Genomic DNA, 23,872 nt, shown 5'->3' with positions numbered 1-23,872 from the left:
ATGTTCGACACACGGGTCACGCGCCGGTTGGGATTGACGGCGCCGGTGGCGAATGCCGGCATGGCCATGGTCGCCCGCCCCGCGCTCGCCGCGGCGGTGAGCGATGCCGGCGGTCTCGGAACGATCGGCTGTGACATCGAAGGCCCCGATGCGCTGCGCGCGATGGTGCGCGAGACCGCGCGCCGGACCGATCGTCCGTTCGGCGTCGACCTGATCGGCGATTTCGCGACCGACGCCCATGTCGACGTCCTCGTCGACGAGCGCGTCGCCGTCGCGATCTTCTTCTGGCGATTGCCGTCGCCGGCGCAGGTGGCCCGGCTGCACGGCGTGGGCGCGGAGGTCTGGATGCAGGTCGGCAGCGTCGCAGAGGCCGATGCCGCGGTCGAAACCGGGGTCGACGCGCTCATCGTTCAAGGCGCCGAGGCCGGCGGGCACAACCGGTCGGAAGCGTCCATCTTCACGCTTTTTCCGCGGCTGCGGCGCCGCTATCCGGCGCTGGCCATGCTGTGGGCGGGCGGCGTCGTCGATGGCGCGACGATGGCGGCGGCGCTGATGCTCGGGGCCGATGCGGTCTGGTGCGGCACGCGTTTTCTCGCGTCGCGCGAAGCGTCGGCGCACAGCGGATACAAGGCAGCGGTTCTCGCCGCCGACGTCGGCGATACGGCGATTACGAGGATCTATGGCCCCGAATGGCCCGACCAACCGGTGCGGGCTATCGTCAACCCCGGCCTCGAGCGCGTCCGGCACGGCGGGCAGGTCGCGATCGACGATGTGCCCATGGGGCACGCGACCGTCGGGGGAGCGCGCGTTCCTTTGCCGCGTTACAGCGCGATATTGCCCACGCCCGATTTCGAGGGTGATCTCGATTTCGCCTGCCTGACCGCGGGGCAGGGCGCCGGCAATATCGACGCGATCGTCGGTGCAGCGGACATCGTCGCGGCGCTGATGCGTGAGGCCGCAGAGCGATTTGCCCTTTGCGGGACGCCGCGCTTCGAGGACGCCTGTGGCCGTTGACCCGGATCCCGCGACCGAACTCGAACTGGCGGCCGAGGCCGACCGGCGCGCCCGCGCCTATCTTGCCGGCATAGGCAACCGGCGCGCCTTTCCCGATCCGGCGGCGATCGAAGCGTTGACGGCCTTCGACGAACCGCTACCCGCCACCGGAGCGAGCGCGGCCGACACGATCGCCATGCTCGATAGCTATGGCTCGCCGGCGACGGTCGCGTCGAACGGTCCCGACTATTATGGCTTCGTAATCGGGGCAACCCTGCCGGTGGCGGCCGCCGCCGAGCGGCTGGCGATCGCCTGGGACCAATGCGCTTCCTCCTTCGACAATTCGCCCGCCGCTGACCGGATCGAAGCGGTCGCCGCGCGATGGATCCTCGAAATTCTGGACCTACCGCGTGCGAGCGCGGTGAACTTCGGAACCTCGGCGACCGCGTGCGGCATCGCGTGTCTTGCGGCGGCAAGGCGCGAGCTTCTCGCGCGTAGCGGCTGGGATATCGACCGGCGCGGGCTGGCGGGTGCGCCGCGGGTGCGGGTCGTGGTCTCCGAACTCGTTCACATCACGGTGAAGAAATCGCTGCGCGTGCTGGGGTTTGGCCTCGACGATCTGACCGTCGCGCCGGTCGACGCCCACGGCCGGATCGATCCGAAGCGCCTGCCGCCGCTCGATGGGGCGACGATGATTTGCCTGCAGGCAGGCGAGGTCAACACCGGCGAATTCGACCCGTTCGCCGCCATCGTCGACCGCGCGCGCGAAGCCGGAAGCTGGGTCCATGTCGACGGGGCTTTCGGCTTGTGGGCGCGTGCCAGCGGCAACCTTCGATCCTTGACCGACGCGGTCGATCGCGCCGACAGCTGGACTGTCGATGCGCATAAATGGTTGAACACCCCCTATGACGGCGCGATGGCGATCGTGCGCGATGCCGCGGCGCTCGCGGGGGCGATGAACAGCGACGCGGCCTATTCGGCCGCGGCGGCGGACAGCCAGAAGAATCTGGGACTGGAATTCTCGCGGCGCGCCCGCGGCATAGCGATCTGGGCGGCGTTGCGGTCGCTCGGGCGCGACGGGGTCGAACAACTGGTCGACGAGCATTGCCGGCTTGCGCGGCGTCTTGCCCATGGCCTCGAAGCGATGGGATTCGAAAGGTTGAACCGCACATGCCTGAATCAGGTTCTGGTGCGGCTGCCCGACGACCGATCGACAAGGGCGCTTCGCGAGCAAATCATCGCCGACGGGGAAATATGGTTTGGTGCGAGTGTCTGGCAAGGGCGTCCCGCGTGGCGCCTCAGCCTTTCGTCGTGGCGCACGGACGACGCAGCGATCGATCGCGCTTTGTCGGTCATAGGTCGCCAGCTATGCAAGCGAGGTATTCACCGAGGAAACTCCAACCCATTTTTGTGAATGTTCGGCGCGCCTTGAAGCTCGGCCAACGTCGGAACCTGCCGGTCCGCGGCCGCCCAACTTGAGCCGTGGAGCAGTCGAACATGCGGAGTGTTCGCAGGGGTCCCAGGCCAACGGGCCAAGCTGAGGGGAAGCCATCCTCGTCGAATAGTGGAACTTCTGCTATCGCACTGTTCGGGTTTCGCGGTTGCTCAGCAACGCCGATTGTGCCCCGTTCGGTTTGCTGGAGTGGCAGGCTATGAGGTGAGCTCGTCGAGCGAAACAAGACCAGTGCTTTCAGTGGCAGACCGGGAAAGAACCGATGATTGGAAACTGGGTTACAAGACGCCGGGTATTGGAAGTCGGCGGGAGTGCGGCGGCCGCTTCCTTGATGCTGTCCAGCCGGGCCGCGCTCGGGCAAGCGCGGGGCACCGCTGCCGTTGGACAGCCGATGCCTTATGGGGTCAAGCTTCCCGATAACCCGCAGCGCGCCAAGCGGCCGGACAGCGTCGGCTTCGCCATAGTCGGTCTGGGTGGTTACGCACTCAATCAGATGATGCCGCGCTTCGAACAAGCGGAGCGCGCGCATGTTGCGGCTCTCGTGTCCGGGAATCCTGACAAGTTGCAGCGGGTAGCGGACGCCTACGGCGTTCCGCCTCAATCCCGCTACTCCTACGAGGTTTTCGCTGACATTGCTTCGAATCGCGGGATCGATGCCGTGTACATCGCATTGCCGAGCGGGCTTCACGCCGAATGGACCGAGCGCGCCTTCGCCGCTGGCAAGCACGTGCTCTGCGAGAAGCCGATGGCGCTTTCCAGCGCCGAATGCGAACGAATGATCGCCGCGGCGCGCCGAGCTGACCGAAAGCTGATGATCGCCTATCGCTGTCATTTCGAGCCGTACAACCTGCAGGCCATGGACCTGATGGGCCAGGGGGCCGTCGGCCAGCTCCGGCTGATACGCACCGAGCAATCCTATCGGATGGGGCCGACAAGCCCGATGGAGAACTGGCGCGCGAACCGAGCCTTGGCCGGCGGCGGTCCGCTCGAGGATTATGGGATCTACGGGCTTCAGGCCGCACTCTATCTGTCCGGCGAGATGCCGGAAAGTATCAGCGCCACCGCTTTCCGGCCTTCCAACGACCCGCGCTTTGCCGAAATCTTCGCCCATGTCTCATCGCAATTGCGCTTCCCGTCGGGCGCGGTTGCTCAGCTGGTCACCTCTTATGATTCGGCCGGCATCAATGCTGCCGAAGCGCGTGGCACTGAGGGGGCGCTGATGATGCAGCCGGCAACCGCCTACTCGGGTAACGAGATGGTCCTGGAAGCCGGGCGCGATCGTCGAAAGTTCGCACCGGGTGACTCGACCGTTCAGTTCGCGCGCCAACTCGATCATCTTGCCGATGCGATCCGCGATGGCGCCCAGATCAGGACGCCAGGAGAGATGGGTCTGCGAGATCTGCGTCTGATCGAAGCGATCTATGGCTCGGCCGAGACGGGCCGAACAATCCTGCTCAATCCCGACGGGACCCGCAGGAGCTGAGTAAACGAGCGGGTTTGCTCAAGGGCGACCTTGGTGCGATCATGGGACCCGGTCTTGTACTAGGTGTTTGGTCCCAGCATTTGATGGTGCATTATTGAGCCGGGAATGGAAGGATGCACTGTGGGACAGATAAATTCTGAAAGCGGACTGTCTCCAACCGGCCAGAATGCATGAAGGCTCGTTTGGGATGTTCAATCATCGCCGCCGTCGACCGGCGCTGCGCCGACGAAGCTCTGAATCCAGCCCGGGCCGTGTCAGCTCGTGATCCCGACGAAACGGGACTGCGCGTTCTCGCTGATGGCAAGCGCCTGGCGATGCGCCCAGCGTCCCTGCGCGAGATTATTCGCAAGTATCGGTACCAGAATCCAGTCGGGCTGACTGGCTTGTATCCCGGCGGGGGGAGGGGGGCGTGGTTCGCGAGTCATTTTCGGGAAGAAGCCGCAAGTGATCGAAGCACAGATTGCCGCCACGCTGGGCGTCTTCACCCCCGGCCCGGTTCGGGATCCGCGGGCGAGCGCACTGGCCCGCCCGGGATTCTCGCGTTACAACTGGAATCGGACGCCAATATTATAGACGCGCCCGATAGTGTCGTAGAGTGATCGGGTGGTGCCGTAGCCGCCAACGCCGGTGATCGGCGGATCCTGATCCAGCAGGTTCCGGATGCTGCCGTAGAGCGATACCTTGCTGTCGCCCCTCTCGATGATCGTATATTCGCCGGAAAGATCGAAATAGAGGCGTCCGCTTACGCGCAGGATGTTGATATCCTTTTCCGTATAGCTGGGGTCGATGCGCCCTCCGCCGACATATCGCGCCGCCATGCTCAGGCGCCAGACGTCCGTCGAATAGCTTGCGCTGCTGTTGAATCTCCAGCGAGGATTTCCGCCCAGAGCAGCGATGGTGGGCTGATTGACGGCATCGACCAGATCGGTCGTCGTGATGCCGTCGTTCATCTGGGCCTTGTCGATATATGTTACGAGCGCTCGAAGGCCGAGGTCGCCATCGCCAAGGGGCGTGCTGTATGAAGTTTCGACATCGACTCCCCGTTCCTGCACGCGCTGCAGATTGACGGGTCCGTTCAAAACAGTCACGATCCGTCCGTCCGGACCGCGCGTGATGAGCGAACACAGCTGCGGCGCTGTTGAATAGCATCTATCGACGATCGTCGCCGGAGTGAGGTTGATGATCGCGTTCTTCAGCTTGATATCATAGTAGTCGATCGAGACGTTGAGGCCGGGAGCGAATTCCGGCCTCAAGACCACGCCCGCCGTAAATGTATCGGCCTTTTCGGGAGTAAGGTGGGGATTGCCGGTATTGAGTGCGCGAACCGAATAGGTTGCGCCGTTCAGTTCCGGATCCTGCACGTTCAGCGAACTGGTCGACCCCACGGCAAAGAGCTCGTCGAGGCCGGGAGCGCGGATATCGCGGGAACGGGTCGCACGGAACCGAATCGCATCGTTTACCGTATAGCTGACGCCTGCTTTCCACGTTTCGACGGTGCCGGAAGTACTGTAGTCGGTGACACGACCAGCGAGATTGAGGCTGAGGTCTTTCGCCCAGCTTTCATAGCTGGCCAGGGGCACCAGGATTTCGCCGAAAGCCTCTTTGATTTCCACCTTGCCGGAGAAGGGTATCGTACCGCCGCTAAGATAGCCTTGTGCCTGCGAAATGGGATCGGAGGTCGTGTCGACGCTTGAGCGGCGATACTCTGCGCCCACCGCAATGCCCACCGGGCCGGCCCAGGTGGAGAAGGGCTCACCGCGGACCTTGCCTGCCACGACGTGCTGCCGAAGGTCCCATTTGCGACGGGAAATTCCGTTGATGTAGTTTAGCGAGGCTTGGCTGACATTGCCTTCGCCGAACAGGTTGATGGGAACGCATCCATTGTCCGGGTCGGTCAGGGTGGAGCGGCAGACGGCCGCGCCCGTTTCGGGATCGACGATCGAGTCCAGCGCCAGATTGAACCTGTCGGTGACGTACTGTTCCAGATTCAGAGTGTTCTTAGTGCGCCCGTAACTATAGTAGGCGTCCCAGGACCACCCGTCGCCGAACCCGCCTTCAGCTCCGGCAAGGGCCTGTATCGTCTCGATTTCGATGTTCAGGTCGTTTCTGGCAAAGTCGCCCAGATTGCGACCCAGAACGAAACTGGAAATGCTCTGCGCGATCATCGCATCGCGAACCGATTGCGGAATGAACGCGTTATCCACGGAAATGGTGTATTGCCGCGAACGGGCAAGGGTAGGGTAGTTCGAAGTAGTCTTCGAATAGTTGAATTCGGTGAAAAGCGACAGCGCGCTGCTCGCCTCGAAAGTCAGACGCCCGAAACCGCTGTAGCGCTTCAACGGCACTGAACCGACGTTGTCCGCCGTGAGCGCGCTCCCGTCTCCCCCGATCATGGAGGAGGACGAAACCTGCGAGCCATATTCGAACGGAATGGCCGAACCATCCGGTGCAAACTGGATGCCTTTCAGGACGCCGGGCGAGTTGATGACGCCACCGTAGCTTGCATTGGATGCGAGAGCGTTGGACACGAGGAGATAGCGCGGTTCGTCGTTGTCGGCGGTGTATGCAGGATTGGCAATACGGGCGGGATTGTTGCCCCAGCCGCGATCGCCGATGAAGTCGATGCCGCTGTTCTGGGTGGCTTCTCCAGCGATGGTCAGTCGGACACGTCCGCCGGCAAAATTGGTGCCATAGGCTATCGAGGCCAGGAAGTTGCGATAGTCATTGTGATCGGTGATGCCGCCCTGAAGTTTGCCCTTCAGGCCTTGGAACTCGTCGTCGACCTTGATGTTGACGGCACCCGCTACCGCATCGGAACCATAGGCGGCCGAAGCGCCTCCGGTCACGATATCAACGCTTTTGACAAGAGCCTGAGGGATTGAGCTGATATTTACGCCGCCGTCCGGAGTGCTCGGCACGTACCGACGACCATCGACAAGGACCAGCGTACGCTGGAATCCCAGGCCGCGGAGGTCAAGATAGTTGCCGGCGGCCATGCTGCTGAGATTGCCGGTGCTGGCCGGCGTCAAAGACGGTCTGACCGACGGCATCTGATTTATAACGTCGGCGATGTCCGGAGCAGCAGTGCGGATAAGCTCGTCAGAACTGATGGTCGTGACGGGGGTGGGCGCATCGAAGCCATTGCGCGAAAGGAGCGAACCGGTAACGACGATGTCGTCAGCCAGTTGGGCAGCCGTTTCTGCGGGTTCCGCCGGAGCGGCAGGCTGGGCAAGGGCGGGCGAAACATTGCACAGAGCGAGCGCGGTGCCGCAAAACAGCCCCGACCGCCGCTGCCGGGATTTCCCTGCAATCTTCCCCTGTTCGTCAAATTTGTTCCGCACGATATACCCCTTCACCTCTGATTGCGTGATGTCACAATCTTGCAATGAAGACGGCGTGTGCGAAGTAATAAGCGATTGCATGTTCATAACCTGACGTTATGCCTTTTGGGGTTGGTTCGAATCTCCGGTTCGATTCAAGGGCGGCCCCGTGGGTGGCAAATCGGAGGATTGCAATCCTTTCCGGCTGTCCATGTTGCGCATGTGGATGTCGGGAGGTGCGAAAATTCCGGTCGCCGCCGATCGGCAGACATCGGCGAGGCGGTTCGCTCAACATTGGAACGAGGCATGCGCTTACGCCATATCGAGATTTTTCACGCCGTTTACGAGCATGGTTCGATTAGCGAGGCGGCGCGGGCGCTCAATGTTTCCCAGCCTTCGGTGAGCAAGGTTCTGCGACATGCGGAGGATCAGCTGGGCTACGATCTGTTTCGCCGGACAAAGGGGAGGCTGATCCCGACCGAGCAGGCCCACGAGCTCTTCGCCGAGGTGGCCGAAGTTTATACGAGCCTCAGCCGGCTGGCGCGGACGGCCCGCAACCTTGGCGCGCGCAAGGGAGGGCATTTGCGCATAGCTGTCCTTCCGGCCATTGCCCTGGCTGCCGCGCCGCGGGCGCTTGCCCGACTGTGTTCCCAGCACCCAGAGGTCACGTCGGAAATCACGACCCTGCACAGTCGCGAAATGGAACGCGGTCTGCACGAACGCGAATGTGACGTGGCCATCGGCTTTCGTCCTTCGCGGCAGCATCGTCTCAGGCATGCTCAACTCGGCAGCGTCAGCATGGTGCTCGTCGCACCCCGGGGACGGTTCGGTGCGGATGACCGTCCCATATCCATGGAAGCACTCCACGAAGTTCCCTTCATCGGTCTGCGCGACAGCGGCCCGTTGGCGGATGCCTTCGTCAACGAATTGAACAGGCTGGAAATTGCGCCGCGCGAAATCGTCACTTCGCATACCTACTATGCGGCCCTTGCCTTGGTGCGCGAAGGCGTCGGCGTGACCGTAACCGACGAATATACCGCTGCCGCCCTTTCGACCCCTAGCCTATCCTGCTATCGGCTCGAACCCGATGTCCAGGCCCCCATTTATGCGTTGGCGCTGGAAAACTCCCCGTCGGCAGATCTGGCAGGCCTTTTTGTCGAAGCGGTCCGCGAAGTGATGGCGGAATACGCTGCTGTCAGGGCGGGTCAGGGGCTCAATCCATAGTCTGGGGTTATAGGCGGGGCAAGAACTCGACATTGCCTTGCGTGTCCGGGAACTCCAAACAATTCCTCCCTGATGATGCCTTGCGAGCCGGCTTGCCCAAAGGAATGCGCTTGTCTGTTTCTCTTCGAATCCGAAAGCCCCGCTACTGTCTCCTCTTGCTCGGGGTGGCTGCGGCAACGACCTTGTCGTCTTTTCCGGCCTGGGGCAATTCGCAATCCCCACAATCGGAGGATTCTGTCCGTGCGGTCATTAGCGACCCGAGTCATCAAGATGCGCCGGGCTGCATCGCCGGTTCATTTGCCCATGGTCGCCCCACCAGCATCGTCGCTCAGGGTTATGCGGATCTCGACGCCCGCCGGATGATCGATTCCGACACGCAGTTTTATGCCGCGTCGATTTCCAAGCAGTTCACTGCGCTCGCGGCTGCGACCTTGATCGTCGATGGCAAGCTCTCGCTTGATGACGACGTCCGGCGCTATCTTCCCGAGTTGCCCGCCTATCGTGCGCCCGTAACGGTGGGCATGCTGATGCATCATAGTTCCGGCATTCGGGATTCTCTCGGTTTGCTGCGCATGACAGGAATGGACAACGTCGGGCAGGCTTCGAAGGAAGAGGCGCTGCAGTTGCTATTCAGGCAGAATGACACCTCGCTGGTTCCCGGCACAGCCTATCGTTATTCCAATGGCGGCTACCTGCTGCTCGCTGAGATCGTCGAGCGCGTTTCGGGCATGGCGTTTGCCGACTATGCAAATCAAGCGATCTTCAAGCCCCTCGGCATGCGCAGCGCATATTTTCTGAACGGCGGTGCTCCTCGACCGGGTGCATTCGCGCATGGCTATGTTCCCGAAGGAAGCGGCTTTGCAATGCGCGACACCTTTCCGCGTTTCAGCGGTTCAGGCGGGCTCATGATCTCAATGAACGACTTTGCCCGCTATGTGGACGATATTGACCGCGTCCACCGCGTGTGGACGCCGGAAATCGCCAAGATCCTGCTTACGCCGGGCCGATATACCGACGGCTCTCCCGTCGAGGATGGCGCCGGGCTTGGTTACGGCGGAGGGCTTCATTTGGGAGAAAGGGGCGGCGAGCGCATCGTTCAGCACACCGGTTCGGCAGAAGCGTTCAAGCACGCTTTCCTCCGATTTCCCGACAGGGGTGAAATTTTTGTCGTCTTCTGCAATCGTGGTGACTGGACGGCCAGCGAAAAGCTGAAAAGGATTGTCGTGGCCAGCGGCAGTTCGTACCCCGGCATGCCGCTCATCCAACCGACCGGTCTTTTCCATTCGGATGAACTCGACGCCGACTATCGACTGAAGCCCGAGGGTGATGGACTGCGAGCGGACATTTCCTCCTCGATCTCGAAAAGCACGACCACGCTGCATTTCGTTCCGAAAGACGATGGGCGCTTCCACGCCGGCACAATGACAGTCACGCCGACCGACGATGCGTCGCGAATTCTCGTGAAGCGCGGAGACATCGGTGAGCTTCTGTTCACGCGCGTTGGCGAAGGGGGAGCAAACTGATGTCCGGAAGATCGATGGTCGCCGTGCTCGTGTCGCTCGCCGTGGCAGGAAACACGTCGAATGTTGCGGCGGCAGAAAAATCCCAAATGATCGTCATCAGAGGCGGCGCCATATACGACGGGGAGGCGCAAGCGCCCGTCATCGGCGACGTGGTCATCGACGGCGACGAGATCACCTATGTCGGACCGAGGCGAAAGGTCCCGCGCGGTGCGCGTATCATAAATGCCAAGGGCATGATCGTTTCCCCGGGGTTCATCGATCCCCATACCCATGCCAGGCGTTTTCTGGAAAGCAACGCAAGCGAAGACCGCCTTAACCTGCCCTGGCTTATGCAGGGCGTAACCACGATCTTTGCCGGAGTGGACGGCGGCGGCACGCCTGAGATCGACGGTTTTCTGGACGATGTCGAACGCCGCAGTTTCGGGACCAATGTCGCGGCCTACGTCGGATTCGCGCCGGTCCGTCGCGCCGTCCTGAAGGACGATGCGAGGGCTCCCGATGATGCTGAACTGGCCAGGATGAAGGCCCTTGTCGCCGAAGGCATGTGCGAAGGAGCCCTGGGGTTTTCCACCGGCCTGTTTTATGCTCCGCAAAGCTTTTCCAAGACGGATGAAGTCGTGGCTCTTGCCCGCGAAGCTGCCGTACGCGGCGGTGTTTATGACACCCATCAGCGCGACGAGGCGACATACACCATCGGCGTAAGCAAATCGGTCGAGGAAGCACTGACGATAGGTCGCGAGGCGGGCATCCCGGTCCACTTTGCCCATATCAAGGTACTTGGCGTCGACGTGCAGGGCAAGGCGGGGGAGATCATCGATCAGATCAAGCGCGCGCGGGCTGACGGGGTGCAGGTCACCGCAGATCAGTATCCTTGGGATGCGTCCGGAACCAGCCTGCAGGCGGCGCTTCTTCCCGGCTGGGCCCAGGACGGCGGACGCGAGGCCTTGCTGAGGCGGTTTGACTCTCCGGCGACGCGCGAAAAGATCGAAGCGGAGATGAAAGAAAACCTGCGTCGGAGGGGCGGAGCACATGCGCTGCTGCTGACCGATCCGGGCCACGAATGGACCGCGAAGCGACTCGATGAAATCGCCAAGAGCTGGTCCGTCGATCCGATCGTCGCCGCCGTCCGCATAATCCAAGACGGGGATCACAGCGGCAAACTGGTCTCTTTCAACATGGCGGAAACTGACATCGCCGCTTTCATGAAGCAACCATGGGTTGTGACCAGTTCCGACGGGTCCGAGGGTCACCCGCGAATGTATGCGACCTTTCCGCAGAAATATGCTCGATATGTCAATGAACTGGACGTGATCGATCTGGCCACTTTCATCAACGGTAGCACTGGACGCACTGCGGATATGTTCGGCTTGTCCGACAGAGGGCACCTGAAACCCGGTTACAAAGCCGACGTCGTCGTACTGGATCCGGTAAAATATCGTCCGGTGGCCACATATGTTCAGCCCCGCGAACTTGCGGTGGGTGTCCAAGCGCTGTTCGTCAACGGCAAAACAGCCATTCTTGACGGGAAACCGACCGGAATTGCCGCCGGCAGGGCCATCCGCCACCGCCCGCCGCCGGGCACCTGTCCGCCATGATTGTCGTCGGCGTGTAGAGGCCAACTCATCGCTTTCGGTTCGTACGCCGACTGGCAGGTAAATTTCGAGGAACACATGACAGATTCGCGTCCAGCGAAGGGAGGCCTTTGCCTCCAGCCCCCGGGGAGGACGGGTCCCGATGCAGACGTGCTCGTCCTTGGCGCAGGCGTCATCGGCGTTACGACAGCCTATGCCCTCGCGCGCAGAGGCTATTCCGTCATCGTGGCCGACCGGGCGGAGGGGCCAGCCAAGGGCAGCTCGTTCGCCAACGGGGCGCAGCTTAGCTACGTCTACACCGATGCCCTGGCTCAGGCCGGGCTGCTCGTAAAGATGCCGGCCCTGCTGGCTGGACGGGACCATGCCTTTCGAATCCATCTTTCAGCGGATCCTGACTTTGCGCGGTGGATACTGGCGTTCCTGCGCAACTGTACGAAGGCCCGCTTCTCTGCGAACACGCGCGCCACGCTTGAACTTGGCCTGGAGTCCCAGTCTGCAATGGCCGACTTGCGGTATCGCCACTCCTTCGAGTTCGGTCACGCGACCCCGGGCAAGCTTCATATCTTCAGGGAAGCATCGGGCATGGAATGCGCCCGCAAGATCGCGGCGATCAAACGTCCCTTCGGCGTGGAGCAGGAATTCTTATCGCCGTCACAAGCCCTCGAAATAGAGCCGGCTCTACAGGATACGGACCCGTTCGAGGGGGCGCTCTGGACGCCGGGCGAAGAAATAGGCGATCCTTATCGCTTTTGCCGGGAACTGCTCTCGATACTCCGCAACGAATATGGCGTGGATCAGCGATTCGGCTTCGACGTTATCAGCCTCACAAGCCACGAGGACAGATTTTCTGCGACCAGTTCTACGGGAGAAACCTTGACGGCCAGACGTGCCGTGATCTGCCTTGGCGCCGAGGCGGCGAACTTCCTCCGTGATATGGGCATAGGCGTACCTATCCTGCCGATGAAAGGCTATAGTTTTACGGCCCCGCCGGGCCGGCATGCTCCATCCGTGAGCATTACCGACACGGCGCGCAAGATCGTCTTCTGTCGGCTCGGCGACGCCATTCGCGTTGCCGGCCTTGCCGATCTCGATGCCCGCGACCGCAGCATCGAACCGGCACGGATGCAGACGCTTCTCGATGACGCAAAGGCTGCGCTGCCCCACGCCGCGAGATACGAACGCGCCGGCGCACACTGGGCAGGACTGAGGCCGATGACGCCCGATTCCCGCCCGATCATCAAGCAGGCCGCGCCAGGGTTATTCCTGAACGTCGGTCACGGCATGCTGGGCTGGACCTTCGCATGCGGCAGTGCAGAACGCCTCGCTGCCCTGGTCGAGTCTGCCGACAATGACACGATGACGGCACGAAAGGTCCGGTGAAAATGACAGATTTCGTTCGTCCCCCGCTCAGTCGCTTCCGCCGGGCCGGCAATTTCGTCTTCGCGTCAGGTCAGCTTCCGCGGGGCGCGGACGGGAGCATTGTTGCCGGAGACATCAAGGTCCAGACCCGGCAGGCGCTTGCGAACCTCGAAGCCGTGCTTGCAGAGGCCGGCGCGCGGATGGACCAGGTGGTCAAAGTCACCGCCTGGCTTACCGATGCCGCCCGGATGCCGGGCTTCAACGAAGTTTACCGGGAAGTATTCGCAGAACCCTTTCCTGCTCGGTCGACGGTGGTTTCCGGCCTGGTCGCCGGCGATGTGGAGATTGAAGCGGTCGCGTGGCTGGAATGATCTTTGCTTCGCGTCGCGAAATGAAAGCGAAGGGCACCGCGTGGAACGCGGCCAGGGCAACGTCACACCTGCCTATATGTCGTCGGCCGACACATATTCGTCGACGTCGAGCTCTCCCGCCAAACGCCCGACTGCCACCGCGACGACAGCATCTCCCGTCACGTTCGTCATCGTGCGGGCCATGTCGAGAATGTGATTAATGCCGGCGACGAACGCGATGGTTTCAAGCGGCACTCCGATGGAGGACAGGACCAGGCTCATCATGACGAGGCCGGACCCGGGGACACCGGCCGCGCCGATCGCTCCCAAAGTGGATGTCAGTGCAATCAGTGCATAGGACATCCAGTTCAACTCTGTGCCGTAAGCTTGGGCACCGAACAGTGCGATGACGCCAAGATACATGGCGGTGCCGTTCATGTTGATCGTAGCGCCGAGCGCGACGGTAAAGCTCGCGACGGCGTTTGAAACGCCCAGATTGCGCTCGACGCAGCGCAGCGTCACGGGCAGAGCGGCATTCGACGAAGCCGTGGAGAAGGCAACGGCCTGTGCGTCAATAATGCCTCGATAAAAGTCAAGTACGGGCAGACGGGCAACGAGGCGCAAGATCAACGGATAGATGATTGCCAGAATGATGGCGCATCCGACGTAGTTCAGCGCGACCAGCTTGGCCAAGGGGACCAGAGCGTCGAATCCGAATGTGCCCACGACCCATGCAATCAGCGCAAAAACGCCGAATGGGGTTAGCTCCATCACCAGAATGGTCATGTTCTGCATGACGACCGAGCCGGCCTGCATGGCCTTGACCAGCGGCGCACCTTCTTCGCCCGAGGCGAGTATCGCGATACCCAGCAACACCGAGAACAGGATGACGGGGAGGATCGAGCCTTGGGCCATCGCCATGATCGGATTGTCCGGAACGAGCGAAATGATCATGGCGACGAGGGACTGATCGGGCGCCGACGGAACCACGCTGCCGACGGGCAGCTCGATTGACAGATGGGCCCCCGGCTGCACGATCGCGGCCAATGTCATGCCCAACGATACGGCGATCAGGGCCGTGGCCATGAAGATCAGCAAGGCGCGACCGCCGACCCGTCCAAGGCGCCCTATGTCTCCAACCGCAGTAATGCCCGAAATCAGCGAAAAGAAGATCAGCGGTACGACCAGCATCTTTATCGAGCGAATGAACAAATCTCCGATCCACTTGATGGATACGGCATCCTCTCCGAGGGCTATCCCAGCAACCAGGCCGAGAACGAGAGCAAGGAGCACCCGCTTCCAAAGCGACAGTCGAAACCATGCCCGTATCATCGTGAATTCTGTTCCTCCAAAGCTGAGCGTGCACAAATACCAACGCCGCCCCTGGCAGCGATTGCAAACAGTTTCCGCCCTCATAGCCGCAGGCTATCGCTACAATTCGAGTCCTCCATATCGGAGGGTGTTTCCCTGGAATTCCGCGCCACGCTGCAAGGCGAGAGTAAGGCGCGAGAATCCCGAATGATCGATAAAATCGGTTCCGAAACGGCGAAGCTTTACAAGCGGCTGATAGCGATCGCCATCGGTCTCAGAAATAGCCAGCAGCCCATTGGTGAAAGCGGCTTGTAAGCAAGAGATGGGACTGGGCAGTCCACGACGCGCCAGGGGCGAACGTAATTCATTCATCGCAAGACGAGCACAGATCATGGAATTCTGGCATCGAGCCCCCGAAAGTTGCACGGAATTGCGGTAACTTGAAAATCCCCCCCCCGAAAAAGAACTGCACTATTCCAACTGCATAGCGCTCCTTTCGATCCCGCCTCCGGCCATTCGCCTTTTTCAGGGCATTCGAGAAAATCTCGCAATACCCGGTAAGTCAATCCGGATAGCATGTCTTGCGCGAGGGCGTGTCTCCGCCCGGACGGAGTAAGCCCGATGCGCCATGGCGGGAGGGGCCGGGCCTTGCGATGATGGCGCCATGACTGCGGCCTTCGGAGGCGATTCCATGACAGCGCAGCCGACGGCGGGCGAGCAGCGAGGGTGAGCGGTGTGGGACCATCGGCTGCGGGCGAGGACCCGACGCGCTTCTATCGCGCCGACATCGACGGGCTGCGCGCGATCGCAGTGCTCGCCGTCGTGCTGTTTCATCTCGATCCGGTCAAGCTGACCGGCGGCTTTGCCGGAGTCGACATCTTCTTCGTCATTTCGGGCTTTCTGATCGGCGGCCAGATCGACGCGGGGCTTGCCGCCGGGCGCTTTTCGATGGCGAGCTTTTACGCCAAGCGCATCCGGCGCCTCTATCCGGCGCTGGTCGTCACCGTGCTGATAACCCTCGCGGCGTCGGTGCCGCTCCTGTTCCCGACCGAAGTCATGCGCGTCGGCAAGGCGGCGGTCGCGACGATGACCTATACGTCGAATTTCTATTTCTATCAGGCGGCGGATTATTTTTCCGAAGGCGATATCCGGCCATTGCTCCACACATGGTCGCTGGCGGTCGAGGAGCAATTCTATCTGGTCTTCCCCGTCCTGCTGTTCGCGCTCCATCGCTATGCGCCGCGCTGGAAGCTGCCCGCGGTCGCGGGGATGGTGCTGGTCTCGCTCGTCTATGCCGGGTGGCTGGTCGAGCGCGATTCGGACGCGGCCTTCTTTTTCAGCGTCACGCGCTTCTGGGAATTCGGCGCGGGCGCGCTGCTGGCGCTGGCCCGGCCGCGGGTGCTGGCGCCGCGCGTCGCCGATGGCGCGGCATTTGCGGGGCTGGCGGCCGTGGGCGGGTCGATCCTGCTGCTGTCGGAGGTATCGCCGGTGCCGGGGCCGGTCGCGCTGCCGCTGGTGCTCGGCTCGGCGCTGGTGATCCACGCCGGCGCGTCCTCGCCGATCGTCGCGGGGCGCTGGCTGAGCCTGCCGCCGCTGGTCTTCGTCGGGCGCATCTCCTATTCGCTCTATCTGGTGCATTGGCCGATCGTTGTGCTGGTGCGGGCGAATTACGGGCCGGAGACGGCGCCGCTCGGGCTCGCGGCGATGTTCGCGGGCTCGCTGGTCGCAGCGTGGCTTCTCTATCGCTTCGTCGAATGTCCCGCTCGGCGGCTGCCGATCGCGCGCTATCGGCAGCAGATCTTCACTTTCGGCGCGGGATCGACTGCGCTGGTTGCGGTGCTTGCGGTGGTGCTGCTTTCGAACGGGGGGCTTGCCGACAAGCGCGAGCGGCAGTCGAGCCGGCTGATCGCCTATCTCGACTATGACGCCCAGACGCGGTTTCGCGCCGGCACCTGCCTGATCAACGCCGAGGCCGACAAGGAGGATGATGCGTTCGATGCGCGCCACTGCATCCCGCCGCCGGTGGCGGGGCGCGAGCAGGTGCTGCTGATCGGCGACAGCTATGCCGCGCAATATTATCAGGCGCTGCACGCGACCTTCCCCCGGCTGCAGATCGCGCAAGTGACCGCGACGGGGTGCCGCCCGCTTCTCGCCGCCGAAGGCGCCGACCGCTGCGTCGGCCTGATCCGCATGGGGCTGAAGCGACTGGTGCGCCGGCGGGATTTCGCGGCGATCATTCTCGCGGGGCGCTGGCGCGAGGAGGAGGTGGGGGCGCTCGTGCGCACGGTTCGCTATCTGAAGCGGCGCACCGGGCGCGTCTATGTCGTCGGTCCGCCGGTCGAATACCGGATGCCGCTGCCGCGCCTGCTTGCGCTTGCTCAAACGCGGGGCGAGGGGCGGATGGTCGCCGACGCGCGCGAACTCGAGCGTGTGAAGCGGATCGACCACGCGATGGAGGCCGCGGTCGGTGCAGCGGGAGGCAATGTGCGCTACGTCTCGGTGCTCCGGGCGATGTGCGACGCGGGGCGCTGCGTGACGCAGACGCGATCGGGCGCGCCGGCGCAGTTCGACTATGGGCATCTGACCTATGAAGGCGCGCTGCTGGTGGTCGACCGGCTGCGTGACGCGGGGCGCCTCAAGCTGCTCGCCCAGGCCAATGCCGCGTCGCGCCGGTCCCTATCGGGGGCGCCCGAGCGACGAAAGTGAACATGCGAAGCGGATTGCCCAAGCGCAAAAAGGGCGAGGCCCGCGGAATGATCGAAAGCTGCGCCAGGTTGATCAGTCCAGGATCAGGTGAACGGCTCCGGCGGCAGTTCGAGTCCAGCGGTTCGACCAGTTGGCGTTCAGGGGCGCCGCATACCGATCCTGCCAATCGCGAAGGGTGACGACCCAGCGTCGATCCATGCGCCGCGCCGAGGCGATATTGGCCATTCCGCCCAATATCGCCGCGATATCCGAAGGCAGCGTTTCGGACGGCGCCATCTTCGGTGGCTGTGCGACGGCGCGCGAAGCTCCGTCGCAATGGGCGCGCATCTGGCTCGCGATCAGGTCGGCCTCCGGTCCCACCACGACCTGCACGCCCTGGTCGCCGACCGCGATCATGCCCTTTGACCCCAAGGCCGTCAGCCGGTGCGGATCGGCGAGCGCGCGGTCGGCCAGGGTCAGGCGCAGGCGCGTGGTGCATGCCTCGATGCCGAGCAGGTTCGTGCGGCCGCCGAGCGCAGCGACAAAGGCTCCGGCGCGGTCGGCCGGCGGCCCTTCGTTGCCTGCACCCGTTGCCGCAACTTCCGCCGGATCGCGGCCGGGGGTCATGATGCCGAAGCGGCGGATGGCGAAGCTGAAGCTCGCATAATAAATGCCGAAATAGACCGCCCCGACGGGCAGCAGCAGCAGCGGCCGTGTGGAGAGGCGGAAGTTCAGCAGATAGTCGAACAGCCCCGCCGAGAAACCAAAGCCGAGCTTCGCGCCGATGAGGTCCATCACCACCATCGACACCCCCGTCAGCACGGCGTGCAGCGCATAGAGGAGCGGGGCGACGAACATGAAGCTGAACTCGATCGGTTCCGTGACGCCGGTGAGGAAGCTGGTGAGCGCCATCGACGACATCATGCCGAGCACCGCCGGACGCCGTTCGCGCGGCGCGGCGCGATACATGGCGAGGCAGGCGGCGGGCAGGCCGAACATCATCACCGGGAAAAAGCCGCTCATGAACGCGCCCGCGGCCGGGTCGCCGGCGAAGAAGCGATTGAGGTCGCCCGATGCGCCGTGAAAATCGCCGAGCACGAACCAGGCGAGATTGTTGAGGATGTGGTGCAGCCCGGTGACGATCAACAGCCGGTTGAGCACGCCATAGAGGAACAGGCCGACCGAACCGGCGCCGATCACCCACTGGCTGAGATGGTCGATCGCGCTTTCCATCAGGGGAAAGCCGAGCCCGAAGAACGGCGCCGCGAGCAGGCCGAACAGGCCCGCGGCGATCGGCACGAAGCGCCGGCCGCCGAAAAAGGCGAGATATTCGGGCAGGCGGATCGCGTGAAAACGATTATAGAGATAACCCGCGCCGAGGCCCGCGATAATCCCCGCCGGGACGCTGAGCTTGGCGAGTTCCTTGCTCTTCCACGCCGCGGTCAGCGTATCGCGGATCGCGGGGTCGGCGATCGCCGCCGGCACCGCGCCGGGCGGCACCGCCATCAACGCGCGCGCGCCTTCGGTCAGTACGAGATAGGCGACCGCGCCGGCGAGCCCTGCCGATCCGTGATTTTCCTTCGACAGCCCGACCCCGACCCCGATCGCGAAGAGCAGGCCGAGATTGGCGAAGATCGCCGACCCCGCGCTGGCGACGAAGGCAAGGCCGAGCAGGTCGGGCTGCCCGAAGCGAAGCAGCAGCGCCGCCACGGGCAGGACCGCGATCGGCAGCATCAGCGCGCGGCCGATGGGTTGCAGGCGGTTCTGGACGACGGTTCTGACGCTCATGGCTTTTCCTCCTCGAGCAGCGCCCGCACCGCTTCGGCGCTGTCCAGCGCGCAGGCGCGGCGCGCGAGATGCTCGCACGCCACGAGATCGAGCGTGCGGACGCGCGCCTTGATCGCAGGGATCGGGTTCGCGACGCTCGACAACTCGCGGCAGCCGAGCCCGATCAGCAGCGGCGCGGCGTCGGGGTCCGACGCGATCCCGCCGCAGATGCCGAACCAGCGGCCGTGCTTGCGTGCGCCCTCCGCTGCGGCGGCGATCAGGCGCAGCACCGCGGGGTGAAGCGCGTCGATGCGCGCGGCCAGCCCTGCGTTGCCGCGGTCCATCGCGAGCGCATATTGCGCAAGGTCGTTGCTGCCGATCGACAGGAAGTCGGCCTCGACGGCGATCGCGTCGGCCAATATCGCCGCGGCGGGGGTTTCGATCATCGCGCCGAGCTCGACCGGCGCCGCGATGCCGAGGTCGCGGCGGGCGTCGTCGAGCAGCGCGCGGGCGGCGCGAAGCTCGCCGGGCTCGACGACCATTGGCAGCATGATCCGCAGTTGCGTCGCCGGAACGCCGCGCAAAATTGCGCGCAATTGCGTTGCGAGGACGTCCGGCCGCTGCATCGAGAACCGGATGCCGCGCATCCCCAGCGCGGGATTCTCTTCGGGCGCAAAGGGCAGGCAACGCAGCGGCTTGTCGGCGCCCGCGTCGAGCGTGCGGACGATCAGCGGCCTGCCGCCCAGCGCCGTGGCGATGTCGGCATAGACGCCGGCCTGCCAATCCTCGCCGGGCGGCGTGTCGCATTCGGCGAAGAGAAACTCGGTGCGCAGCAGCCCGCATCCCTCGGCGCCCATCGCGACGGCGTGGCGGGCATCGTCGGCCGAAGCGAGGTTGGCGAAGATCTCGATCCGCCGTCCATCGGCCATCACGCAATCCTGCGCGGCCGCGGCGAGCGCATCGGCGGCCCGCGCACGGCGCGCGGCGAGATCGGTGCGAACGCCGGCGATCCGCGCGGCATCGGGCGCGGTCTCGACCCGCGCGCGGTCGGCGTCGAGGACGATGGTCGCGCCTTGTGCCAGCGCCGCAGCGCCGGCCCCCGCCGCGACGAGCATCGGCACGCCCCTTGCCGCCGCCAGAATGGCGAGATGCGAGGTCGCGCCGCCCGCGCCGAGCAGGATTCCGCCGATGTTTGCACGCGCGGGCTCGAGCAGGAAAGACGGAGCGAGGTCCGCTGCGACGATGATCGCGCCCGCGGGCACCTCGACGGCATCGGGGACGGTCCCCGCGAGTTCGGCGAGCAACTGCCGCTCGATATCGCGCAGGTCGATCGCGCGTTCGGCGAGGCGCGCGACCCCGGTGCTGCACAAGGCCTCCTCTTCTTGCCGCGACGCCTGCCGCCAGGCGAAGGCCGCCGAGGCGCCGCCCGCAATCAGCGCGGCGGCGCGCTCACCCAGCGCGACATCCTCGACCAGCGCAATATGTGCCTGTGCAATGGCAGCGGCGGGTCCGGCATCCGGATCGGACGCGCGCGCGGCGAGCCGCTGCACCAACCGTTCCCTCGCGGCCGTCAGGCGCGCCAGCTCTTCGCGCGGTTCACCGGTTTCGACCGCAATCGGCGCATCGGCGCCCTCGATACGAAAGACTGGTCCCACGGCGAGGCCGGGCGACGCGCGCACGGCGCGAAATTCGCCGGGCCGGAGCGGCGTGTCGGCCGCGTCCTCGTCGGGACGGGCAGGGGTGACGGCATCGCCGTCGTCGGCACCGCTATGCGCGATGATCTCGGCGAGCTGCACGGCAAAAGCGCGCGGCTCGGGGCCGACGACGCGAATATCGAGTTCGTCGCCCGCGATTGCGCCGAGCGCCAGCAGCGAGGTGACGCTTTTGGCGTCGGCGCTGCGATCGCGGCAGGCGACCCGGACCTCGCCGCCGAATGCGCGCGCGAGCGCCGAAATCCGCGCCGCGGGCCGCGCATGGATACCGTGGCCGCCCGGTAGGATCGCGCGCACATGCGCGGTCGCCTGCACGCCCCGCGGCGCCGCGGCATCGGCGGCCGCGGGAGCTTCTATTTCGAGCAGCAATTCGCCCGCGGCGATCGGCCCGGGCCCGGCCCTGAACTCTATCGCGGCGCCGGCGGTGGTGACGACGATCGGGGTGGCGAGGCTGGGTGCGGCCAGCGCGATATGGTCGAGATCGAGGCCGATCAGCGCGTCGCCCGCCGCAACCCGGTCGCCCGCCGCAACCACCGGCACGAAGCCCTTGCCGCCCAGTGCCACTGTGTCGATCCCGATGTGGATCAGCAGTTCGATGCCGCCGTCCGACCGCAGCGTGACCGAGTGGCCGGTCGGCGCCACCGCGACGATCTCGCCGTCGAAAGGGGCGAGCAAACGGTCTGCCAAGGGCTCGATTGCGAGGCCATCGCCGACGATCTTCTGCGCGAATACGGGGTCGGGGACCTGTTCGAGCGCACAGACGATTCCGGCGATCGGCGCATGAATTCGGGTCGTCACCTCGGCTCCCGTTGCAGCAAGTCGACCGTCTCGATCGCCCACAGCGGGTCGGGCCCGGTCGCCGTATAGGTCAGGCAAAGGTCGTGGCGCCCCGTCGTCGGCGCGACCGGCGCGGTCAGCCTCGTCACCCCCGGATTGCTCACGGCCGGGGCGAGCGGCAAGGTCGCGATCACCGGGCCGTCGCAGTCGTCCAACCGCACTTCGAACTCGCCCGCGGGGGTTTTCGGCGTGCGAAAGTGGATCGCATCGCGGTCCTTGCCGACCTGAAAGTTGAAGGGGAGCTGTCCGACTCCGAGTTCGATGTCCGTCACCCTGTCGAACGTTGCCCCGCGATAGATCCAGCATGGTTCGAGGATGTCGATCAGGAAGGCCGCGCGTCGACCGGTTGCGGGAAAATCATCCTCGAGCACCAGATCGACCTTGCGCTGACAGGTTTCGAGCTCGCGGCTGTCGCGCCGTTGCAACCCGTCGGCAGTCAGGCGGCGCGTCGTGCCGACGCCGAGCTTGCGGCCGTCGAGCAGTGCCCATGCCGCGACCTCGGCCGGCACATCGACCGTGAAGGGAGCATTGTAGGGGAGGGGAGGGCCGCCATCGACCGAATATTGCACGGGCAGGCCGCCCTGCACCGACAGCGCGACGCGCGCGCGCGCACCGGCAGGCTCGATGGCGATGGCGGGTGTCCATGCGCTGGACGAGGGCTCCAACCCCAAGGGGCGCAAACGATCGAGCTGTGGCATCAGCCGGCGCAGGAACGCCGGATAATCCTTGCTGCCATGTCCCGTCCACGCGACTTCGGCGAGTGCCGACAGGCGCGGGAAGGCCATGAAGGAGGTGCGCTCCTCGGTCCGGATATGCTCGGTCCAGATATTCGCCTGCACGCCCAATATATGCGTGCGCTCGGCGGGTGACAGTTCGGCGGGCCGGGGCTCGAAGGCGAGCACCGACGCCAGCGAGATGATGCCGCCGCGCCCCGGCGGATCGCCGGGGTGCTGTGCCTGAATATGGTCGAGATAGAGGTCGGGCGACGGGCTGAGCACGGCATCATGCCCCTTTCGCGCGGCCTCGATCGCGCCGTCGATGCCGCGCCACGACATGACCGCCACCGATTGCGGGACGTCGCCCTCCAATATTTCGTCCCAGCCGATCGCGGTGCGGCCATGCGCTTCGAGGAAGCGCGCGAGCCGGCTCATCATCCAGCCCTGCAGCGCATTTTCGTCCTTCAGCCCGAGCGCGGCGATGCGCGCCTGCGTCGCCGCCGACGCGCGCCACTGGTTCTTCACCGCCTCGTCGCCGCCGATGTGGATGGTGCGGCCGGGAAAGATGTCGATGACTTCGGCGAGGATCGTCTCGAGCGCCGCGAGCGTCGCCGCGTCGCTGTTGTAGAGCCACGGGAAGACGCCCCAATCGGCCTCGGTGCCCGGCGGAACCGGCACGCCCATGCCCCATTCGGGGTAGGCGCGGATCGCGCTCAATGCGTGGCCGGGCACGTCGATTTCGGGCACGATCTCGATACCGCGGTCGGCGGCATAGGCGACGATGTCGCGGAGTTCGGCCTGGGTATAAAAGCCGCGATAGTCGGGGAGGGGCGGCGCGCCCGGCGCCCTCGCGGGGCGGCGCGCCGCGCCGATGCCGGTCAGCTTCGGGAACGCCTTGATCTCGATGCGCCAGCCCTGATCGTCGACCAGATGCCAATGCAGGCGATTGAGCTTGTGTGCGGCCATCCAGTCGATGAATGACCGGACATAGCGCGGCGATTGAAAATGGCGCGCGCTGTCGAGCATCGCGCCGCGCCATCCGAGCGCGGGGCCGTCGTCGATGCGCTGCGCGGCGATCGAGCGGCCGTCGGACGCGGTCGCCAGCTGCCAGAAGCTGACGAGCCCATAGAATAGCCCGCGGTCGTCGCTCGCGGTCACCCGCGCGCCCGCGGGGCCGATGTCGAGCTGATAGGTTTCGGGCGCCATGCCTTTGGCGCGTTGAAGGTGCAGAGCCGCTCCCGCGCCGCCGGCGGGTTGGAAGCGGCCGGCGGTCCATTGGCCGAATATGCCCGCGATCCTGCCTGCCGCCGCGTCGCCGGGCTGCGCGACGATCCGGATGCCCGCGGTCAGGTCGAGGTGCCCTTTGGCGGCTTCGACATGGCGGGGGGTCGGAAAGATCGCCTGGCTTTGGCCGGTCGCAGACACGGTGGCGGCGGCCGGCGGTGTGCCCGCGGGCTGCGCCTCGCCCGCGCCGGGCAAGGCGATCAGACAGGCCAGCGCACAGGATAGAGATCGCCCGAGTGCCATATATCTCCCCAATAGCCGGG

14 protein-coding genes are annotated in these 23,872 nt (G+C 64.5%); 9 read left to right on the top strand and 5 right to left on the bottom strand.

Annotation, left to right across the window (positions count from 1 at the left end):
• From KNJ79_RS13755 to KNJ79_RS13745, 3 genes are all read left to right on the top strand, one after another.
• Window positions 1–1,014, top strand: coding sequence for an NAD(P)H-dependent flavin oxidoreductase (locus tag KNJ79_RS13755; RefSeq protein WP_317151500.1), 1,014 nt, complete (start codon window positions 1–3; stop codon window positions 1,012–1,014).
• Window positions 1,004–2,407: a pyridoxal phosphate-dependent decarboxylase family protein gene (locus tag KNJ79_RS13750; RefSeq protein ID WP_317151499.1), complete on the top strand. Its 1,404-nt coding sequence runs from the start codon at window positions 1,004–1,006 to the stop codon at window positions 2,405–2,407. Before KNJ79_RS13755 ends, KNJ79_RS13750 begins: the two co-directional genes overlap by 11 nt.
• Before the next feature lie 370 nt (window positions 2,408–2,777).
• On the top strand, window positions 2,778–3,929 hold the full coding sequence (locus KNJ79_RS13745) for a Gfo/Idh/MocA family protein (protein ID WP_317151498.1): 1,152 nt from the start codon (window positions 2,778–2,780) through the stop codon (window positions 3,927–3,929).
• Window positions 3,930–4,471: 542 nt separating this feature from the next.
• On the opposite strand, the gene KNJ79_RS13740 is transcribed toward KNJ79_RS13745, so the two are convergent.
• A complete protein-coding gene (locus KNJ79_RS13740; RefSeq protein ID WP_317151497.1) occupies window positions 4,472–7,357 on the bottom strand; it encodes a TonB-dependent receptor domain-containing protein in 2,886 nt (961 codons plus the stop codon).
• Between the two features lie 198 nt (window positions 7,358–7,555).
• On the opposite strand from KNJ79_RS13740, the gene KNJ79_RS13735 reads away from it, so the two are divergent.
• The 5 genes from KNJ79_RS13735 to KNJ79_RS13715 all read left to right on the top strand — a co-directional run bounded on the left by KNJ79_RS13735 (window position 7,556) and on the right by KNJ79_RS13715 (window position 13,318).
• Window positions 7,556–8,473, top strand: a complete 918-nt coding sequence (locus KNJ79_RS13735; RefSeq protein ID WP_317151496.1) for a LysR family transcriptional regulator — start codon at window positions 7,556–7,558, stop codon at window positions 8,471–8,473.
• A 164-nt stretch (window positions 8,474–8,637) separates the two neighbouring features.
• The gene (locus KNJ79_RS13730; protein ID WP_317151495.1) at window positions 8,638–9,996 is read left to right on the top strand and encodes a serine hydrolase domain-containing protein; all 1,359 of its coding nucleotides are present in this window, start codon (window positions 8,638–8,640) and stop codon (window positions 9,994–9,996) included.
• A 14-nt stretch (window positions 9,997–10,010) separates the two neighbouring features.
• Window positions 10,011–11,591: an N-acyl-D-amino-acid deacylase family protein gene (locus KNJ79_RS13725; RefSeq protein WP_317151494.1), complete on the top strand. Its 1,581-nt coding sequence runs from the start codon at window positions 10,011–10,013 to the stop codon at window positions 11,589–11,591.
• Window positions 11,592–11,738: 147 nt separating this feature from the next.
• Window positions 11,739–12,968, top strand: coding sequence for an FAD-dependent oxidoreductase (locus KNJ79_RS13720; protein ID WP_317151493.1), 1,230 nt, complete (start codon window positions 11,739–11,741; stop codon window positions 12,966–12,968).
• Between the two features lie 2 nt (window positions 12,969–12,970).
• Window positions 12,971–13,318 carry a RidA family protein gene (locus tag KNJ79_RS13715; protein WP_317151492.1) on the top strand — a complete coding sequence of 116 codons (348 nt, stop codon included), beginning with the start codon at window positions 12,971–12,973 and terminating at the stop codon, window positions 13,316–13,318.
• Window positions 13,319–13,390: 72 nt separating this feature from the next.
• Here the strand turns inward: KNJ79_RS13715 and KNJ79_RS13710 are convergent, their stop codons facing one another.
• The gene (locus tag KNJ79_RS13710) at window positions 13,391–14,629 is read right to left on the bottom strand and encodes a dicarboxylate/amino acid:cation symporter (RefSeq protein ID WP_317151491.1); all 1,239 of its coding nucleotides are present in this window, start codon (window positions 14,627–14,629) and stop codon (window positions 13,391–13,393) included.
• Window positions 14,630–15,343: 714 nt separating this feature from the next.
• Between KNJ79_RS13710 and KNJ79_RS13705 the strand changes: the two genes are divergently transcribed.
• Window positions 15,344–17,314 carry an acyltransferase family protein gene (locus KNJ79_RS13705; RefSeq protein WP_317151490.1) on the top strand — a complete coding sequence of 657 codons (1,971 nt, stop codon included), beginning with the start codon at window positions 15,344–15,346 and terminating at the stop codon, window positions 17,312–17,314.
• A 72-nt stretch (window positions 17,315–17,386) separates the two neighbouring features.
• Here the strand turns inward: KNJ79_RS13705 and nagE are convergent, their stop codons facing one another.
• Genes nagE through KNJ79_RS13690 form a run of 3 tightly spaced genes read right to left on the bottom strand, consistent with a single transcriptional unit; the run spans window position 17,387 to window position 23,852 of the window.
• On the bottom strand, window positions 17,387–19,081 hold the full coding sequence (nagE, locus tag KNJ79_RS13700) for an N-acetylglucosamine-specific PTS transporter subunit IIBC (RefSeq protein ID WP_317151489.1): 1,695 nt from the start codon (window positions 19,079–19,081) through the stop codon (window positions 17,387–17,389).
• Window positions 19,078–21,570: a phosphoenolpyruvate--protein phosphotransferase gene (gene ptsP, locus KNJ79_RS13695; RefSeq protein ID WP_317151488.1), complete on the bottom strand. Its 2,493-nt coding sequence runs from the start codon at window positions 21,568–21,570 to the stop codon at window positions 19,078–19,080. The genes nagE and ptsP overlap by 4 nt, the downstream gene beginning before the upstream one ends.
• Window positions 21,567–23,852, bottom strand: a complete 2,286-nt coding sequence (locus KNJ79_RS13690; RefSeq protein WP_317151487.1) for a family 20 glycosylhydrolase — start codon at window positions 23,850–23,852, stop codon at window positions 21,567–21,569. Before KNJ79_RS13690 ends, ptsP begins: the two co-directional genes overlap by 4 nt.
• Between the last annotated feature and the right edge of the window lie 20 nt (window positions 23,853–23,872).

The sequence above is a fragment of the Sphingopyxis indica genome, assembly GCF_032879645.1.
GTDB lineage: Bacteria > Pseudomonadota > Alphaproteobacteria > Sphingomonadales > Sphingomonadaceae > Sphingopyxis > Sphingopyxis indica.
Note: the sequence above shows the minus strand (reverse complement) of the source record. Positions and strands in the feature narration are given on the sequence as shown.

Excerpts from the sequence above, each read along its gene's own strand:
- KNJ79_RS13755 (WP_317151500.1), top strand. The coding sequence starts at position 1 with ATGTTCGACACACGGGTCACGCGCCGGTTGGGATTGACGGCGCCGGTG.
- KNJ79_RS13735 (WP_317151496.1), top strand. The coding sequence starts at position 7,556 with ATGCGCTTACGCCATATCGAGATTTTTCACGCCGTTTACGAGCATGGT.
- KNJ79_RS13725 (WP_317151494.1), top strand. The coding sequence starts at position 10,011 with ATGGTCGCCGTGCTCGTGTCGCTCGCCGTGGCAGGAAACACGTCGAAT.
- KNJ79_RS13740 (WP_317151497.1), bottom strand. The coding sequence starts at position 7,357 with ATGAACATGCAATCGCTTATTACTTCGCACACGCCGTCTTCATTGCAA.
- KNJ79_RS13715 (WP_317151492.1), top strand. The coding sequence starts at position 12,971 with ATGACAGATTTCGTTCGTCCCCCGCTCAGTCGCTTCCGCCGGGCCGGC.
- KNJ79_RS13710 (WP_317151491.1), bottom strand. The coding sequence starts at position 14,629 with ATGATACGGGCATGGTTTCGACTGTCGCTTTGGAAGCGGGTGCTCCTT.
- nagE (WP_317151489.1), bottom strand. The coding sequence starts at position 19,081 with ATGAGCGTCAGAACCGTCGTCCAGAACCGCCTGCAACCCATCGGCCGC.
- KNJ79_RS13690 (WP_317151487.1), bottom strand. The coding sequence starts at position 23,852 with ATGGCACTCGGGCGATCTCTATCCTGTGCGCTGGCCTGTCTGATCGCC.
- KNJ79_RS13745 (WP_317151498.1), top strand. The coding sequence starts at position 2,778 with ATGCTGTCCAGCCGGGCCGCGCTCGGGCAAGCGCGGGGCACCGCTGCC.